This is a genomic window from Sandarakinorhabdus rubra (assembly GCF_010994245.1).
In the GTDB taxonomy this organism is placed as follows: Bacteria; Pseudomonadota; Alphaproteobacteria; order Sphingomonadales; family Sphingomonadaceae; genus Sandarakinorhabdus; species Sandarakinorhabdus rubra.
The window spans coordinates 1-16,824 of the sequence record NZ_WMHO01000027.1 but is presented as its reverse complement, the minus strand read 5'-3'; the positions used below and the strand labels follow the sequence as shown (position 1 = coordinate 16,824).

General features: G+C 67.3%; 16 protein-coding genes and 2 tRNA genes. 13 read left to right on the top strand and 5 right to left on the bottom strand.

Annotated elements, in window-relative coordinates:
* The 8 genes from GJV64_RS03210 to GJV64_RS03175 form a co-directional block, all read left to right on the top strand.
* Nucleotides 1-420, top strand: a 420-nt coding sequence (locus GJV64_RS03210) for a DUF2846 domain-containing protein (RefSeq protein WP_164155840.1), incomplete at its 5' end; no start/stop codon positions are given.
* 55 nt (nt 421-475) lie between these two features.
* Nucleotides 476-550 (top strand) — tRNA-Thr (locus GJV64_RS03205).
* Nucleotides 551-617: 67 nt separating this feature from the next.
* The gene (locus GJV64_RS03200; RefSeq protein ID WP_164155839.1) at nt 618-1,610 is read left to right on the top strand and encodes an aldo/keto reductase; all 993 of its coding nucleotides are present in this window, start codon (nt 618-620) and stop codon (nt 1,608-1,610) included.
* Nucleotides 1,611-1,730: 120 nt separating this feature from the next.
* Nucleotides 1,731-3,059 carry an NCS2 family permease gene (locus GJV64_RS03195; protein ID WP_235927575.1) on the top strand — a complete coding sequence of 443 codons (1,329 nt, stop codon included), beginning with the start codon at nt 1,731-1,733 and terminating at the stop codon, nt 3,057-3,059.
* Nucleotides 3,056-3,982 (top strand): 5'-methylthioadenosine/S-adenosylhomocysteine nucleosidase, encoded by a 927-nt coding sequence (locus tag GJV64_RS03190; RefSeq protein ID WP_164155838.1) that lies wholly within the window; start codon nt 3,056-3,058, stop codon nt 3,980-3,982. The genes GJV64_RS03195 and GJV64_RS03190 overlap by 4 nt, the downstream gene beginning before the upstream one ends.
* A gap of 117 nt (nt 3,983-4,099) precedes the next feature.
* Nucleotides 4,100-5,320 carry an acyl-CoA dehydrogenase family protein gene (locus tag GJV64_RS03185; protein ID WP_164155837.1) on the top strand — a complete coding sequence of 407 codons (1,221 nt, stop codon included), beginning with the start codon at nt 4,100-4,102 and terminating at the stop codon, nt 5,318-5,320.
* Between the two features lie 98 nt (nt 5,321-5,418).
* Nucleotides 5,419-5,505 (top strand) — tRNA-Leu (locus tag GJV64_RS03180).
* 133 nt (nt 5,506-5,638) lie between these two features.
* The gene (locus GJV64_RS03175; RefSeq protein ID WP_164155836.1) at nt 5,639-6,613 is read left to right on the top strand and encodes an MBL fold metallo-hydrolase; all 975 of its coding nucleotides are present in this window, start codon (nt 5,639-5,641) and stop codon (nt 6,611-6,613) included.
* A gap of 167 nt (nt 6,614-6,780) precedes the next feature.
* Here the strand turns inward: GJV64_RS03175 and GJV64_RS03170 are convergent, their stop codons facing one another.
* The 5 genes from GJV64_RS03170 to GJV64_RS03150 form a co-directional block, all read right to left on the bottom strand.
* Entirely contained in the window at nt 6,781-7,137 is a 357-nt protein-coding gene (locus tag GJV64_RS03170) for a hypothetical protein (RefSeq protein ID WP_164155835.1), read from the bottom strand.
* Between the two features lie 342 nt (nt 7,138-7,479).
* Nucleotides 7,480-8,958 (bottom strand): amidohydrolase family protein, encoded by a 1,479-nt coding sequence (locus tag GJV64_RS03165; protein ID WP_164155834.1) that lies wholly within the window; start codon nt 8,956-8,958, stop codon nt 7,480-7,482.
* A 49-nt stretch (nt 8,959-9,007) separates the two neighbouring features.
* Entirely contained in the window at nt 9,008-9,706 is a 699-nt protein-coding gene (locus GJV64_RS03160) for a copper resistance protein B (RefSeq protein ID WP_164155833.1), read from the bottom strand.
* Nucleotides 9,706-11,649 (bottom strand): multicopper oxidase domain-containing protein, encoded by a 1,944-nt coding sequence (locus tag GJV64_RS03155; protein WP_164155832.1) that lies wholly within the window; start codon nt 11,647-11,649, stop codon nt 9,706-9,708. The genes GJV64_RS03160 and GJV64_RS03155 overlap by 1 nt, the downstream gene beginning before the upstream one ends.
* Nucleotides 11,649-12,404, bottom strand: a complete 756-nt coding sequence (locus GJV64_RS03150) for a MauE/DoxX family redox-associated membrane protein (RefSeq protein ID WP_164155831.1) — start codon at nt 12,402-12,404, stop codon at nt 11,649-11,651. The genes GJV64_RS03155 and GJV64_RS03150 overlap by 1 nt, the downstream gene beginning before the upstream one ends.
* Nucleotides 12,405-12,472: 68 nt before the next feature.
* Between GJV64_RS03150 and GJV64_RS03145 the strand changes: the two genes are divergently transcribed.
* The 5 genes from GJV64_RS03145 to GJV64_RS03125 form a co-directional block, all read left to right on the top strand.
* Nucleotides 12,473-12,871, top strand: coding sequence for a MerR family transcriptional regulator (locus tag GJV64_RS03145; protein ID WP_164155830.1), 399 nt, complete (start codon nt 12,473-12,475; stop codon nt 12,869-12,871).
* 88 nt (nt 12,872-12,959) lie between these two features.
* Nucleotides 12,960-13,841: an MBL fold metallo-hydrolase gene (locus tag GJV64_RS03140; RefSeq protein WP_164155829.1), complete on the top strand. Its 882-nt coding sequence runs from the start codon at nt 12,960-12,962 to the stop codon at nt 13,839-13,841.
* 57 nt (nt 13,842-13,898) lie between these two features.
* The gene (locus GJV64_RS03135; RefSeq protein ID WP_235927574.1) at nt 13,899-15,041 is read left to right on the top strand and encodes a hypothetical protein; all 1,143 of its coding nucleotides are present in this window, start codon (nt 13,899-13,901) and stop codon (nt 15,039-15,041) included.
* Complete coding sequence (locus GJV64_RS03130) at nt 15,041-16,525, top strand: FAD-linked oxidase C-terminal domain-containing protein (RefSeq protein WP_164155841.1); 1,485 nt, start codon at nt 15,041-15,043, stop codon at nt 16,523-16,525. The genes GJV64_RS03135 and GJV64_RS03130 overlap by 1 nt, the downstream gene beginning before the upstream one ends.
* On the top strand, nt 16,525-16,824 hold a 300-nt coding region (locus GJV64_RS03125), incomplete at its 3' end, for an FAD-binding protein (RefSeq protein WP_164155828.1). The genes GJV64_RS03130 and GJV64_RS03125, both read left to right, overlap by 1 nt.

The window sequence follows — 16,824 nt, the reverse complement described above, 5'->3', positions numbered from 1 at the left end:
GAGGGCCGCCCGGCCCCCGCCAGCCTGCCCGCCCCGCCGGAGGGTCAGGGGCAGGTCCTGTTCTGGCGATCGGGCACGGTGGTCGGCAGCGGCATGGGCTGCGGCGTCAACCTGGGCGCCGAGCGCATCAGCGCGCTGGGCGCCGGCCATTATTTCCTGATGGCCCTGCCGCCCGGCACCCACGAGTTCAACGCCAAGAGCGAAGCCAAGGACCGCCTGTCGGTCGAGGTGAAGGCCGGCGAGACCAGCTATGTCAAATGCACTATCAAGATGGGCATAATGGTCGGGCGGCCCAACCTGTCGGCGTCCACGGCCGCGGAATATGAGAAGAAGCGCGGCGACCTCAAATATGTCGACAGCGACGATCTCGGCGCCAAGGCCCTGCCCGACCCGGCCCCACCTGCCGCGCAGGCGCGCTGAGCGGCGCACTGCTGCCATTGCTGAGGCCGGCCCGCGGCGCTATCAGGGCGCCCGGGCCGGCTTAGCACAGCGGTAGTGCAGCGGTTTTGTAAACCGAAGGTCGGGGGTTCGATCCCCTCAGCCGGCACCAGCCCTCAACGCGTTGCGCAGGCAGCGCCGTCGGCCCTGCCCGGCGTTCGATGATCCTTGGAGCGCGCATGACGATCAGACGAATGTTGGGCGGGCGAAGTGTCGCGGCGGTGGGGCTGGGCTGCATGTCGCTCTCGCACGGCTATGGCCGTGCGCCAGACCGGGCCACGTCTGTGGCGCTGCTCAATCGCGCGCTTGATCTGGGCTATGATCACCTGGACACGGCGCGGCTCTATGGCCTTGGCCACAACGAGGCGCTGATCGGTGAAGCATTGAGGGGCCGGCGGCGCGAATATTTCCTCGCCTCCAAGTGCGGCATCATCGCCGATGGCGACAGGCGCCGCATCGATTGTTCCCCCGCCGCCATCACCGCCGCGCTCGACGCCAGCCTGGCGGCGCTGCAGACCGATCATATCGATCTCTATTACATGCACCGCCGCGATGTCACCGTGCCCATCGAGGAATCGATGGCGGTCCTGGCCGAGGCCGTGAAGGCCGGCAAGATCGGCGCCATCGGCCTTTCCGAAATGTCCGCCGACACGTTGCGCCGGGCGGCCGCCGTGCATCCGGTGGCGGCCATGCAGACCGAATACTCCCCCTGGACCCGCGAAGCCGAAATCGCCGTGCTCGATGCCTGTGCTGACCTCGGCACCACATTTGTCGCCTTCTCCCCCGTCGGCCGCGGCGCGCTGGCCGGCGGCGTGCCCGATCCGGCGGCGCTGGCCGAAAACGACATGCGCCGCGCCATGCCGCGCTTCCAGGGGGAGAACTGGATCAGCAACCAGCGGCTGATCGCCCGGTTCGCGGCCATTGCCAATGATGTGGGTGTCACCCCGGCACAGCTTGCGCTCGGCTGGGTGCTGGCGCGCGGCAGCCACATCGTCGTCATTCCGGGCACAGCCAACATCAGCCATCTCGAGGAGAATTTCGCCCGCGCCGATTGGCTGCCCGATGCCGCCACCGTGGCGCGCGTGGATGAGGTGGTGAACCGCCACACGGTCGCCGGCAGTCGCTACCCGGAAGCGATGCAGCGCTCCATCGACACCGAAATGTTCGCCTGAGCCGGGCTTGGCAGGGCGGCTTCCCCGGCCCTGATTGCGTATGGACGCGGGCCCCCTATCCGCCGACTGGGTGAGGCCCGCAGGGTTCAAGGCAAGATCATCCCGAAAGCCGCAACTGCCGTGACCGCACGTCTTCTCGAACGCCAGTTCCGCCTTGTCGAACGCGGCAGCAGCGCCCGCACCGAGGTGCTGGCCGGCGTCACCACCTTCCTCACCATGGCCTATATCGTGCTGGTCAACCCGGCGATCCTGGGCCAGGCCGGGATGCCGGTGGCCGCCGTGGCCGCCGCCACCTGCCTTGCCGCCGGCCTTGCCTCCATCCTGATGGGGCTGGCGGCCAACGTGCCGCTGGCGCTGGCGCCGGGCATGGGGCTCAACGCCTATTTCACCTTCACCGTGGTGCAGCAGATGGGCGTGCCCTGGCCGGTGGCGCTGGGCTGCGTATTCCTGTCGGGCGTCGCCTTCCTGGTGCTCACGCTGACGGGTGTGCGCCAGCTCATCATCGCGGCCATTCCGCCGCATCTGTTTGCCGCCATCGCCGGCGGCATCGGGCTGTTCGTGGGCTTCATCGGCCTGAAGGATGCCGGCATCATCGTTGCCAATCCGGCCACGCTGGTGGGGCTGGGAGCGTTGACTGCGCCCACCCCGGCGCTCGCCCTGTTCGGCCTTGGCGTGATGGGGATCCTGAGCCTGTGGAACGTGCGCGCCGCCATCCTCATCGGCATCGCGCTCACCACGCTCATCGCCTTCGTGACCGGGCAGACCAGCCTGCCCACCCAGCCCTACCGCCTCGATGCCATTGCCGGCACCTTCCTCCAGCTCGATGTGGCCGGCGTCTTCAACCTGTCGGCGACGCAAGGCATCGGCCTTCTGGAGATCGTCTTCGTGTTCCTGTTCGTCGATCTGTTCGACAATGTCGGTACGCTGGTGGCGGTGAGCAAGCGCGCCGGACTGATGGATGCGGACGGCAGGATCGCCGGGCTGAACCGCATCCTCACCACCGATGCCGTCGCCGCCATGGCCGGCGCGGTTGCCGGCACCAGCACGGTCACCTCCTATGTCGAAAGCGCCGCCGGGGTGCAGGCCGGCGGGCGCACCGGGCTGACGGCGGTGGTGACGGGCCTGCTGTTCCTCGCCACCATGCTGGTCGCGCCCTATGCGAGCCTCGTGCCACTGGCCGCCACCGCGCCGGCACTGATCATGGTGGGCGGGCTCATGCTGCTGCCGCTCGCCGAAGTGGCGTGGGACAAGCCGATGCAGGCCATCCCGGCGTTCCTGACCGTGGCGCTGATCCCCTTCACCTTCTCCATCGCCAACGGCATCGCCTTCGGCATCGCCGCCCATGCGCTGTTCAAGCTGGCGAGCGGCGAGGCGCGCCGGGCCGACTGGTTCCTGCTGCTGCTGGCCGCGCTGTTCGTGGCGCGCTTTGCCTGGATGGGTGCCGCATGATCCGCATCATGATCATGGTTCTGGGCCTGTTGGCCGCCCTTCCGGCGCAGGCCCAGAAGCTGGACGACGTGCTGCGAACCGTGGTGATGACGGCCTACCAGCCGGAATGGGTGGCACTGGTGGACAGCATCGAGCAGGCCCGCGAGCACCGCATCAATGGCAGCCTGCTCCTCACCGGCACGCTGGCCGGCAAGCCGGTGGTGCTGATGCAGTCAGGGGTCAGCGTGGTCAACGCCGCGATGAACACGCAACTGGTGCTTGATCGCTTCGCAGTCCGCCGCATCGTGTTTTCGGGCATCGCCGGCGGGGTCGATCCGGGCCTGGCCATCGGCGATGTGCTGGTGGCCGAAGATTGGGGGCAATATCTGGAAGGCTCGTTCGCGCGCCGCGCCGGCAAAGGCTGGGCCCCGCCGCATGAGGTGGATGCCGAGGCGCCCGCCAACTGGTTCCTCCTCCATCCGCGCGGCACCGTGGTGGCAAACGACGCCAGCCCGCCGCGGCGCATCTACCGGTTCCCGGTCGATCCCGATCTGCTGGCTCTGGCCCGGCAGGTGGTGCCGAAGGTGACGCTCGATCGCTGCGTGCCGGCCATGACCGCAATGGCAGCCGGTTCGGCGCTGTGCCTGCCACGAAACCCGCGCATCGCCATCGGGGGCACCGGGGTGACCGCCGGCATCTATGCCGACAATGCCGAGTTCCGTCGCTATCTGCACAAGGCCTGGGGGGCGCGCGTGCTCGACATGGAAAGCGCTGCCGTCATGCAGGTGGCCTATGCCAACCAGGTGCCGGCCATCGTGTTCCGCAGCCTGTCCGACCTTGCCGGCGCCGATCCGAACCGCAACCAGCTGGCGGTGTTCGGACATCTGGCGGCGGTCAATTCCGCGCGGGTGGTGCGCGCCTATGTGGCGGCGCTGCCCGATTGAGCCTTGGCGCCTGCCGGCCCTGCGCAAAGCCGCGCGTCTTTCCATTTTGCCAGTGGCCAAGCCGGTCCCGGCATGACAGCGTGCTCCTTGAAAGATCCACGAAGGGGAAGATGCGCCATGCATTTCGAATATAGCGACAAGACCAAGGGCCTGATCGAACGCCTGCGCGCCTTCATGGATGAGCATATCTATCCCAACGAAGCCCGCTTCCAGCAGGAGTTGCAGGAGGGGGAACGCTGGAAGGTGATCCCGGTGATCGAGGAACTGAAGCCCAAGGCGCGCGCCGCCGGGCTGTGGAACCTGTTCCTCAACATTTGCGATCATGATGTCGGCGAATGGAAGGGGCCGGGCCTCACCAACCTCGAATATGCCCCGCTGGCCGAGGAGATGGGCCGCGCCGGCTGGTCATCGGAAGTGTTCAACTGCTCCGCGCCCGACACCGGCAACATGGAGGTGCTGCGCACCTATGGCACCGAGGAACAGAAGCGCCAGTGGCTGCGCCCGCTGATGGATGGCGAGATCCGCTCCGCCTTCCTGATGACCGAGCCGGCGGTGGCCTCTTCGGATGCCACCAACATCGAGACGTCGATCGTGCGCGACGGCGATGAATATGTGATCAACGGCCGCAAATGGTGGTCCTCGGGCGTGGGTGATCCGCGCTGCAAGGTCGCCATCGTGATGGGCAAAACCGACCCGAGCGCGCCGCGCCACCAGCAGCAGAGCCAGATCCTGGTGCCGCTCGACGCCAAGGGCATCACCAAGCTGCGGCCGCTGAACGTCTTCGGCTTCGATGATGCCCCGCACGGCCATTTCGAGGTGATTCTCGACAATGTCCGCGTGCCGGCCAGCAACATCATCCTGGGCGAAGGCCGCGGTTTCGAGATCGCGCAGGGGCGCCTTGGCCCGGGCCGCATCCACCACTGCATGCGCTCCATCGGCGCGGCGGAACGCGCGCTCGAAAAGATGGTCAAGCGCCTGAAGAGCCGCGTCGCCTTCGGCAAGCCGATCTCCGAGCACAGCCTGTGGCACGAGCGCATCGCCGACAGCCGCATCGCCATCGAACAGGCCCGCCTGCTCACGCTGAAGGCCGCCTACATGATGGACACGGTGGGCAACAAGGCGGCGGCCAACGAGATCGCGATGATCAAGGTGGTGGCGCCCAACATGAGCTGCCTGATCCACGATCACGCCATCCAGGCCCATGGCGGCGGCGGCGTGTGCCAGGATTATGGGCTGGCCAGCGGCTATGCGGGCCAGCGCACGCTCAGGCTGGCCGACGGCCCGGATGAGGTGCACCGCCAGGCCATCGCCAAGAACGAACTGCGCAAATACAACTAAGTCGGCGCAGCGGCGGGGAGGGGCTTGCACGCCAAGCCCTCCCCTGCTACCCGCGCCATCCTGCCGAAGGGGCGCAAACGTGCCCCATTCCCTCGTGTGCGGTCATGGCGGAATTGGTAGACGCGCAACGTTGAGGTCGTTGTGGCCGAAAGGCCGTGGAAGTTCGAGTCTTCTTGACCGCACCACGCAGTTTCGCAGGTGACCGTTGATCGGCACCCGGACTGCGCTCTCTCCAGGATCATCCCGGCTGCAGTCGGCACGCCGAGCAGGTGGACAGCGCACGCGCGGCCCGGCAAGGCTGCGGCAGGGAGGGATCTCATGCAAAGACGAAGGCTGAAGGGCTGGCTGGCAGTTGCTGCGGGCGCGGCTGCCCTCGCGTTCGCGGCCCTGCCCTTCGGCTTTTCCGAGCTGCTCATGGCCAGCGCGGTTGCCGGCGTCGACATCATGCCCGCTGCGGCCAACCCGGCGCAGTTCCTGCCGCGCCCCGGCAAGGCGGCGGGCGTCGTTGTCGATGGCCACTGGCGGGTCGAGCAGATTGCGCCGGGCACCTGGGCGATCGGCGAGCCGGCCAATGATCCCGACAATTACGAATATCTGCTGGTCGGCACGCGCCGCGCGCTGCTGATCGACAGCGGCGCGACGCGCGAGCACGATCTTGCCCGCGTCGTCGCCGGCCTCACGCCGCTGCCGGTCACCGTCATCCCCAGCCACCTCCATTATGACCACACCAATGGCCTTGGTCATTTCCGCAACATCGCCCTTGTCGACTTGCCGGAAACCCGGGCGCGCGCCGATAGCAACCAGGTGCAGCTCGGTCGCTATCAATATCAGCGCTGGTCACCGGTGGCGTTCACGGTGAGCGAATGGATCAGGCCCGGCGCCAGAATCGACCTGGGCGGCCGCTCGGTCATGGTCCTGTCGACGCCCGGCCACACCACCAGCTCCGTCTCGATCTGGGAGCCGGCCGGCAAGCGCCTCTACACCGGCGATTTCCTCTATCCGACAACGCTCTATGCCTTCGTGCCGGATGCCAGCCTGTCGACCTATGTCGAGACCATCAACCGGCTGCTGGCGATGCTGCCCCCCGATGCCCGGCTCTATGGCGCGCACTGCTGCCGCAACGATGCCCCGCCGCAGGCCCCCTGGCTGTCGGCCAGCGACCTTGCGGACACGCGGACAGCCATACAGCGGATCGAAGCCGGCGAACTGGAGAGCCGCGGCGTCATCATCCGGCGCTTCCCGGTCAATCAGCGGATGACCATGCTGACGCTCTATCCGCTCGCCAATCGGTGAGGCTGGCAAGCAGGGCTCGGGGTGGCGGTGTCGGAAGAACAAGAGCCTCCAGAACGGGCATTCCGGGTTTCCCATGTCAACTCCAGCCGCGCCGAGCAGTGTTCCGCTCGCTCTGACGGTGGATATTCCGTACAGTGTCCCTAGAATACGAGCGCCGCAAATTCACGTCATTCGAAGCGATGGACTTCAGCAGCCTCATAGGCAGCAGCCACACGACGATGTAGCAATGGAAGACGGTCATGGTCGGTACTTACGCCCGGCCCACCAACAGAATATGAATGGCGGAAGCCGCCTTTGACAAAATCTGCTTGCAACCAATAGACACCCTCGTCACGCCGATCCTCTAAGAGCCGATAGCGGTTCTCTCGTGTGGACAATATTTCTTCGATTGAAACCCCCTCATTCCATTTTTCGAGCGTCAGAATATTTGGCGCGCCCGCATTGGGCGCACCCATTGCCAACCATACCCGTTGATGCGGCTGATCCGCAGCAAGCCGCCGCGCTTTGCCGGCTTCCTCGGTCACAACCGCATCGTTTCCCGGCTTCACTTCAAACCAAGCTTTAAAGTCGTGCAGTCAAAAATCTGGAAGGTATGTTTGACCTGTGGATAGATTAATTGAAGTTCTCTCGTAATCGAACGAAACACCCAATGCACTAAAAAATACCGCCCAACGCGCTTCTGTCCTCGAACGATAGAGCGTCTCTCCGTAAATTGTCTTGATCGCATCAACTTCGCGCATTTATACCTCCGTCGATGAGAATTAAGTAAAAAATCTATAGCACAATCTATTTTCCTCCTAATTTGAGAATCCAATACATAAAGTTAATTTCTTTGCGACTGGATCGCCAGACACAATGTGCACAATTCACACTCCCGGCCGGCCCGGCACTGCCACCCGCCCGGCATCCTGCACCTTGGCCCAGACGCGCCGGCCCACCTTGTCGGCTTCGGCCACCAACGCGGCTTCGTCCAGCGTCAGCACCTTGCCGTCCTTCATCACCCAGCGGCCATCGACCATCAGCGATTCGACGTCCGACGGCTGGCCGTTGTGGACGAGGGCCGACAGGAACCGCCCGGCCGGCACCAGGTGGGCCTTGAGCGCGTTGACAACGATCAGGTCCGCCTTCTTGCCCACCGCCAGCGTGCCGATCTCGCGCTCCAGCCCCAGCGCCTTCGCGCCGCCCAGCGTGCCATCCTCCCACACATCCTCGGGCTGCGGGCGCACGCCGGGGAAATCATCGTTGCGGGCGATGCGTTCCGTCAGCAGCGCGGTTCTGAGCACGGTGAAGGCATCGGTGGTGTTGTTGTCGGTGCCGTGGGCGATGTTGCAGCCGGCGGCCCGCAAGGCGGGGATCGGCGGGATGACGCCGCGGTTGGCGGCCATGCCGGCCTGGTGGGAGACGGTGATGCGCGCCGCGCCCAGCGCCGCGATGTCGGCCGCATCGACATAGCGGCAGTGGGCGGCAAACAGGCGCGGCCCCAGGAAGCCGTGGCGTTCGAGGAACCTGACCGGGCTGACGCCGTGCCAGCGCTTCATGAACTCCACCTCCGCGACGCTCTGCGAGAGGTGGATGGTGTAGGACAGCCCGCGCACATCGGCGAAATCGCGCACCGCGCGCAGCAGCTCGGGCGAGGCGGTTTCGGCCAGCGCCGCGGCCGGCAGCACCATCACGCGGCCATTGTCATGCCCGTGCCAGCGGCTGAACAAATCGGCGATGCGCTGCATCCCCTCCTCCCGCCGCGCCGCGGAAAACACCGGCTGCACGCTGTTCCTGAACCCCTCGGGCGCCATCGGGCCAGGCACATTCTCGCTGTCGCGCACGCTTTCGGCCAGCACCATCCTGAGGCCACTGCCGGCCAGCGCGGACGCCGTGGGCGCGATGCCGGCGACATTTTCAACGAGCGTGGTGGTGCCGGTGCGAATGGCTTCGAGCGCGCCGATCACGGTCATCAGCACATGCTCTTCGGGGCCCAGCAGGCTGGCCGGGCGCACGCTGAGCCGGGCCGAGTTGGGAAAGCCGAAATCCTCGTTGAAGCCGCGCTCCAGCGTGGCGGCGAGGTGGGAATGGCAGTTGACGAGGCCGGGCATCACCACCTTGCCGCGCGTGTCCACCACCTCGGCGGTGGGGAATTGCGGCATGATCTCGGCCTGGGCGCCGACGGCGGCGATGCGCCCGCCCACGATGGCCAGCGCCGCGCCTTCCTGCACCCGGTCTCCCACCAGCACGCCGCCGCCGGCCAGCAGCAACGGACGATCAGCATTGAGCGCCAGCGCCGGGGCGGCCGCGCCCGCCAGCAGCCCGCCCAGCACCGCCCGCCGATTGGGTTCCAGCCCGCTCACCATCTGCCCGCCTCCCCTTGCCTGGAGCGGCGAGCTTAAGCGAAGGCTTGTCCTAGAGCCAGAAGCGCACGCCGGTGCGGATCGACCAGCCGCCAGGATTTTCGCCAGCGGCGCGGGCCAGCCGCGAGGATTCGCCCAGCCGCCGTTCGAACATCACCGCCACATAGGGCGCGACACGGCGGGTGACCTCGTAACGGGTGAGGATCCCGGCCTCGATGATGGCCGGGCCGGGGGCAATCAGCCGTTCGGGCTCGCGGGTGAGGTAGATGTCGGTCTCGAACAACGGCTGCACCACCAGCCGGTTGGTCATCCTGAGATCGAACGACTGGCGCAGCCGCAGCAGCACGTCGCCCTTGAAGCCGAAGAAGGCATGGGCCTCGGTTTCGAAGAACAGCGGCGCCAGGCCCTGCACCCCCACCACGGCGTAGGTGCGCGCATCCGGGCGGATATCGTGGCGCAGGCCGGCCTGCAGATCGAAGAACATTGCGACATTGCGGCTGTAGAGCGCCTGGAATTCGGACTGTTCCAGCCGCGGGCCCTTGGTTTCGCCTTCGGTGCGCCACCAGAACTTGTCCATGTCGCTGCCGATCCAGCCCTGGGCTTCCCAGTTGGCCACCCATTTGCCATCGAAACGGGTGATGTCGGCCTCCTCCACCAGCGTGAAGTTGTTGATGCCGCCATCATGACCATGGGCGTTCTGGGCCACAGCGGGCGCGGCGAGCAGCGCCGCGGCAAGGGCAAGTGCGCGCATCAGTGGTGATGCGCCATGGCGGGGGCACCATCGGGCGACGCCACGTTGGCGACCACCAGCTTCTGCATCATGCCGGAATTCATGTGATAGAGAAGGTGGCAGTGCAGCGGCCATTCGCCGGCTTCGTTGGCGGTCAGGATAATGGACTGGGTGCGGCCCGGCGCCACCACGATCACGTTCTTTTCCGGCATCAGGCCCGGTGGCTGTCCATTCTCCACCTCGAAGAACATGCCGTGCAGGTGCATCGGGTGGGCCATCATCGTCTCGTTGATGAAGGTGACCCGCACCCGCTCCCCGAACTTGACGTCGATGGGCGGGCCCTCGCCGAACTTCTTGCCGTTCAGCGTCCAGATATAGCGCTCCATGTTGCCCTGCAGGCGGATGACGATCTCGCGCGTGGGCGGCGCGGCGGCCTTGGGTTCCAGCGCCACCAGGTCGCGCATGGAGAGCACGCGCGCGCCATAGGGTGCGCCGGTGGCCCAACCGAAGACGCGGCCCGACCCGTCGGTGTCACCTTCCTTGCCCAGCACCGGCATGGTCATGCCCGGCATGCTGCTATGGTCCATGCCGGCCATCGGGTCCTTGCCATAGCCGTAATCAACCACCGGATAGTGTGTGCCGCCGGCTGGTTTCTCTGCCAGCGCCACGGCAGTGCCAACACGCGGACCGGCATTGGGGCCGGCGGCGGGCACCTTCGGCGTGCAATGGCCCATCGCGGCGTGTTCCGGGGGACAGTCAGGATCGGTCACCGGCTTCGGGGCAGGCGTCTTCGGTGTGCAATGGCCCATCGCAGCGTGCTCGGGTGGGCAATCGGGATCTGCGACTGCGGGCGCTGCCCCGGCCGGAGTGCAGTGCCCCATCGCGGCGTGCTCGGCGCTGCACGCCTCGCCCGGCGCCGGCATGCTGTGGCCCATCTCGGCCAGCAGCAGCACCTGCTTGGGCCGCTGCGGCGGCGCAGCCACCGACAACGCCGGATCGCTGGTCAGGCTGGCAAGCAGCGTTGCCCGGCGGTCGAGCGTTTCCACCCACAGCGCATAGGCACCGGCGGTCGGCGCAACGATCACATCATAGGTTTCGGCCACGCCCATGCGCAGCTCATCCACCGTCACTGGCTGCACCGGGCGGCCATCGGCGGCCACCACCTGCATGGCCACACCAGGGATTCGCACATCGACAAAGCTCATCGCGCTGCCGTTGATCAGCCGCAGCCGCAGCCGCTGGCCCGGCGTGAAGGCGATCACCGGCTTCGCGGCCGTGGGCTGGCCGTTGGCGAGCAGGGCATAGCCCGAGACATCGGCAATGTCGGTGGCGTCCATGCGCATCTGGCCCCAGGCCGCCCGCTCGGCCATGGTGGCCTTCATCCCGAACTTCTTCGCGTCCTTCAGCAGTTCAGGCAGGGTGCGCTTGTTCCAGTTGTAATAGCCGCTGTCGCTCTTCAGGTTCCTGAGCACCCGGCCCGGGTCCTCGCGCGTGTGGTCCGAAAACAGCAGCACTTGCTCGGCATCGGCCTTGATCGGGTCTTCGCCCTTCGGGGCGATCAGCAGCGCGCCATATTGGCCGGCCTGTTCCTGGCCCTCGCTGTGCGCATGATACCAATAGGTGCCGCTCTGCCGGATGCGGATGCGATAGGTGTAGGTGGTGCCCGGCGCGATGCCGTTGAAGCCATTGAAGCCCGGTGCCCCATCATAGGCGCCATCCACCAGCAGGCCGTGCCAGTGGATGGAGGTGGTCGCGTCCAGCTTGTTGGTGACGCGCACCACCGCCTCCTCGCCTTCGCGGAAACGCAGGACGGGGCCAGGCACGGTGCCGTTGATGGCGATCACCCGGTCCGTTCGGCCGGGCACGATCTGCATGGCCTTGCGTTCGACCACGAGGTCATAGGTGGCGGCCTGCGCCAGTGCCGGCAGCAGCAGGGTGGCGAGGAGCAGGAACAGGCGCTTCATCACAGGCCTCCATGCCGTGCCAGCATCCAGAAGGCCATGGTGATCATCGTCACATTCTCCAGAAGCGAGACGAACCCCAGCGGCACGTTGCTGCCGCCGCCCACGCAGGCACAGGTGATGGAGCGCTTCTCGATATAGACCGCCTTGATCACCGACACGGCGCCGACACTGCCGATGAACAGCGCGACGGCCGACGAAAGCCATACCAGTTGGCCCGACAGCATCAGCACACCCGCCAGCCCTTCGGCCCAGGCATAAATATAGGCATAGGGCAGCCAGGCCCGCGCCAACAGGTCGTAACCCAGGAAGCCGGTGGCAAAGCCCTCGATATCCTTCAGCTTCAGGAAGGCGAGCAGACACATGGCCAGCCCAACGAACCATTCGGCGGCGTGCAGCGTGAACGGCGTGCCCATCGACGCCATGCTGAGGGCCAATGCGATGGCGCCGGCCATGCCGAACAGCGCGATCACCGGGCGATAGGTCAGGGCCTTGGGATCATTGAGCTTCAGCCCCAGCCACTGGCGCAGGTCATCATGGCCGCCGATGCGCTGGCCGGCGATCCAAACCTGCGGCGTGGTCTTTACGCCGTGCGCGGCCTTGAACGCCTCGACCTCCTCGCGGCTGGTGAGCAGACGCTCCTCGAAGGCATATCCGTGGGACTTCAGCAGGTGGCGGGCCCTGAGGCCCCATGGGCAGACATGATCGGGCAGGGCCATGCGCACCAGAAGCGCCGTGCGGGGCAGTTGGGCATCCATCGAAACGATCCTTTGCGAATCACTGATGGAAGCGTCATAGCCTCCGTACCACGATACGGAGTCAAGCCATGACCAAGCTGACCATCGCGCGACTGGCGGCCGCCGGCGGTGTGGGCGTCGAAACCGTGCGGTTCTATCAACGCAAGGGGCTGATGCCGGTTCCCGTCGGCAACGGCGCGGTGCGTTACTATGAAGATGCCGACATCCAGCGGCTGCGCTTCATTCGCGCCGCCCAGCGCGCTGGTTTCAGCCTGAAGGAAATTGCCGAGCTGCTGGCGCTGGATGCCAGCGACGATCGTGCCCGCGTACAGACCCTCACACGCACGCGGCTAGCGGCGCTTGATGCCGAAATGGCCGAACTCGCCGCCGCCCGTGCCATGCTGGCAGGCCTGTTGGAGGAATGCACCAGCGGCAAGGGCGGCCCCTGCCCGATCATCGCCACCTTCACCGGCCAGCACTGCCATTGAGCCAGTACTGCCACTGGGCTGGGGTATCCGGCCTGTCGACACCGGCGCTGCAGAACGCCATGCTGTGTCACCAGCGAAAGGGTCAGACATGCGCCGGCCAGCACTCATCCTCGCCATCATGCTGGCGTTCGCCGCCCCGGCTGACGCTGCCGGCCCGCGCTTCCTGCCGTGGAACAATGGCACGACGGCCAGCGAGCCGGAAACCCAGGTGCAGCGCATCGATGCCGACACCTTCGTCATCCGCCAGTCGATCCGCACCAATTTCGAGGCGCCCTTCCTCTACCTGCTGTTCGGCAGCGACCGCGCGCTTCTGATCGACAGCGGCGCCGGTGGCCTTCGCATCCGCCCGACAGTGGAGGCGCTGATCGCCGGCTGGCTGGCCAGCCACAAGCGGACCAGTATCCCGCTGACCGTCGCCCACTCGCATGGCCATGGCGACCACCATGAGGGCGACAGTGAATTTGCCAACCGTCCGGATACCACGGTCGTGGGCCTGACGCCGCAGGAGGTCGCCCAGGCCTTCGGCATCCGCAACTGGCCCGAGGACATCGCCATATTCGATCTTGGCGGCCGGCCGGTGTCCATCATCCCGACGCCCGGCCACGAGCCGGCCCACATCATGGTGCACGATCCGCAGACCCGGCTGATCCTGTCGGGCGACATGCTCTACCCCGGCCGCATCTATGTGCCGACCGATCAGTATGCGACCTTCATTGCCAGCGCTGACCGGCTGGCCGGCTTCGCCCGCCGCCACAGGATCGATGCGCTGCTGGGCGCCCACATCGAAATGACCACGACGCCCGGCAAGGACTATGGGTATCGCGACACCAGCCACCCGAACGAACATCCGCTGGCCCTGCCGCCTGACGCCATCGCCCGCATCGCCGCCGCCGCCCGCCAGACGGCCAGCAACCCGGTGAACAGCAACCAGGGCGACTTCATCCTGTTTCCGCGGCCGCCTGCTCCCTGATCGGCACAACGCCGACCGCTCTCGACAGGTCCCGGCGGTTCGCCCAATCTGCCGCACATGCCCGTCACCACCTCTGCCACCACCTCTGCCGCCCGGCCGCCGTTCCGTCCCGTCATGCCCGGCTTCCTGGCCATGCTGCTGGCCGCGCTGGCCGTTCCACTGGCCATGCTGCTGCTGAAGGATGCGCCGGCCCCGGCCCCGCTGGCCCTGATCGGCGGACCGCTGCTGGCGGTTGGCCTGATGGCGGTCGGCATGATCGGCGCTGCATCGGCCGGGCGGCTGTGGATCGGCCTGGCCCTCGCCCTTGCCGCCGGGGTGGGCCTGATCCAGCTGGCTCGCGCGCTCGGCATGCCAGCGCTGCCGCACCCGGTCTCGACCGGCCTGGCGGTGATTGTCGCCAGCCTCAGCTTCACGGCGCGCGGGGTGCTGTTCGCCCGGTCGCTGGCCGCCAGGGGCTGGCTGATGGCGCTGTTCGTTGTCGCTGGCGAAGCAGCAATCCTGGGGACGGCGATCACCATGCCCGGCACGCTGCCGGACTGGCTGCTGGCCCTGTTGCCGGCACAATGGGCGACGACGGCGATCCAGACGGCGCTCACCGGCACCGGCACGCGGGCGGCAAGCTCGGCGCTGCTGGCCCTGACCGGGACGGCGGTGACGACACTGATCGTGGCGCGCCTGCTGCCGCGGCGCTGGCCGTATCTCCTGATGTTCGGCGCCTGGCTCGGCCTGTCGGCGCTGGTCTGGGTTCGGCCGGGGCCACCGGCACCGCGCGCCGATCTGGCCATTGCGGCCGCGCCCGGCGGCGCCATTGCCCCCATGGCGAGCACGCCGCCCGATGCCGCCACCGTCAGCGCGCTGGACCGGGTGAAGCGCCAGATCGAAAAATGGCCGCCCGCCGCCGAACCCGACATGGCCCAGCGCGCCCGCAACCTGCTGCTGATCGCCGCCGTGCCTGATCTGTATGATACCGAACCGCTGCAATCGCACCTGCCACTGCTGGTCGCGGCCGAGCTGAAGGCGCGGGTGCCGGTCGATCGCCTGCCGGCCATCCTTGCCGCCATCGCCGCCCATCCCGAACAGGGCGATATCACAGCTCGCGCCAGCCTGCCGGCGCTCGGGCTGCCGGCCAGCACCGGCAGCGATGCGCCCGTGCGAAACCGCATGGCACTCTATGCCGCGCAGCTGACCGCCCAGCCATGATGCAGATGCCCGCCCCCGATGCCGCCGTGATCGCCCGCCGCGCCGAGATTGCCGCCGCGCTGGCCGGGATCGTGTCTGATGGCGTGATCGCTGATGCCGAGGGTGTGTCGCCCTATGGCAGCGACGGGCTGACCATGTACCGCCAGAGCCCGCTTGCCGTGGTGCTGCCGCGCACCACGGATCAGGTGTCTGCTGTGCTGGCCTGGTGCCATGCCAACCGCGTCAAGGTGGTGGCGCGCGGCTCCGGCACATCGCTGTCGGGCGGGGCGCTGCCGCTGGCCGATGGCATCGTGCTGGCGATGAGCCGCTTCAACAGGATCCTCAGCGTCGATTACGACAACCGGGTGGCGGTGGTGCAGCCGGGTGTCACCAACCTCGCGGTGTCCGAAGCGGTGGCGGCGCGCGGATTTTACTATGCGCCTGACCCATCCAGCCAGATCGCCTGCTCGATCGGCGGCAATGTCGCGGAGAATGCCGGCGGCGTGCACTGCCTCAAATATGGCACCACCAGCCCCAACCTGCTGGGCGTCGAGCTGGTGCTGATCGACGGCACGGTGCTGCGGCTGGGCGGGCCCGGCATGGAACAGCCGGGGCTTGATCTCTTGGGCCTTGTCTGCGGATCGGAAGGGCTGCTCGGTGTCGTTACCGAAGCGACGGTACGCATCCTGCCGCGGCCCACCACCGCCCGCGCCCTGCTGCTGGGCTTTCCCACGGTTGCCGATGCCAGCCAATGCGTGGCGGCGATCATCGCCGCCGGCATCATCCCGGCCGGCCTTGAGATGATGGACGCGCCGGCGATCCGCGCGGCCGAGGATTTCGTGAACGCCGGCTATCCCGTGCACGCCCAGGCGCTGATGATCGCCGAGGCCGACGGGCACCCCGCGCAGGTGGACGAACAGATCGCCCGCATTGCCGCCATCGCCCGCGACCATCACTGCAACCATCTCGCCGAAAGCCGGGACGAGGCGCAGCGGCTGCTGTTCTGGGCCGGGCGCAAGGCGGCCTTCCCGGCGGTGGGGCGCATCGCATCGGATTATTATTGCGTCGATGGCACGATCCCACGCCGGCAACTGGCGGCGGTGCTGGCCGAAATCAGCGCCATCGTCGCCCGCCATGGGCTGGGCGTCGCCAATGTCTTCCATGCCGGCGACGGCAATCTGCACCCACTGGTGATGTATGATGCCAGCGTGCCCGGCCAGACCGCGGCGGCGGAAGCGGCCGGCGCCGAGATATTGAAGGCCTGTGTCGATGCCGGCGGCGTGCTCACCGGCGAGCACGGCGTGGGCGTCGAGAAGCGCGATCTGATGCCCCACCAGTTCGGGCCGGTCGACCTGGAGGTCCAGTCCCGCTTGAAAGTTGCCTTCGATGCCGCCGGCCTGCTCAACCACGGCAAATTGTTCCCCAGCCTCGCCCGCTGCGCCGAGATGAACGCCGTGCATGTCCACGCCGGCCGCCTGCCCTTCCCGGACCTGCCGCGCTTCTGATGCTGCTGGCGCCCACCACACCGGACGAACTGGCGGCATTGGTGCGCGAGGCGGCCGCGCGTGGGCAGACGCTGGCGGTGACGGGCAGCGGCAGCAAGCCCGGGATCGGGCCGGGAGCAGCCGACGCCGTGCTGGACATGACCGGCATCGGCGGCGCCATCCAGCACGATCCGGCCGAACTGCTGCTCACCGCGCCGGCCTCGACGCCGCTGGCCGACATCGCGGCGCAGCTGGCCGCCGCCGGGCAATGCCTCGCCTTCGAGCCGCCAGCGTCCCTTTGGGGTGCTGGTGGCGGCACC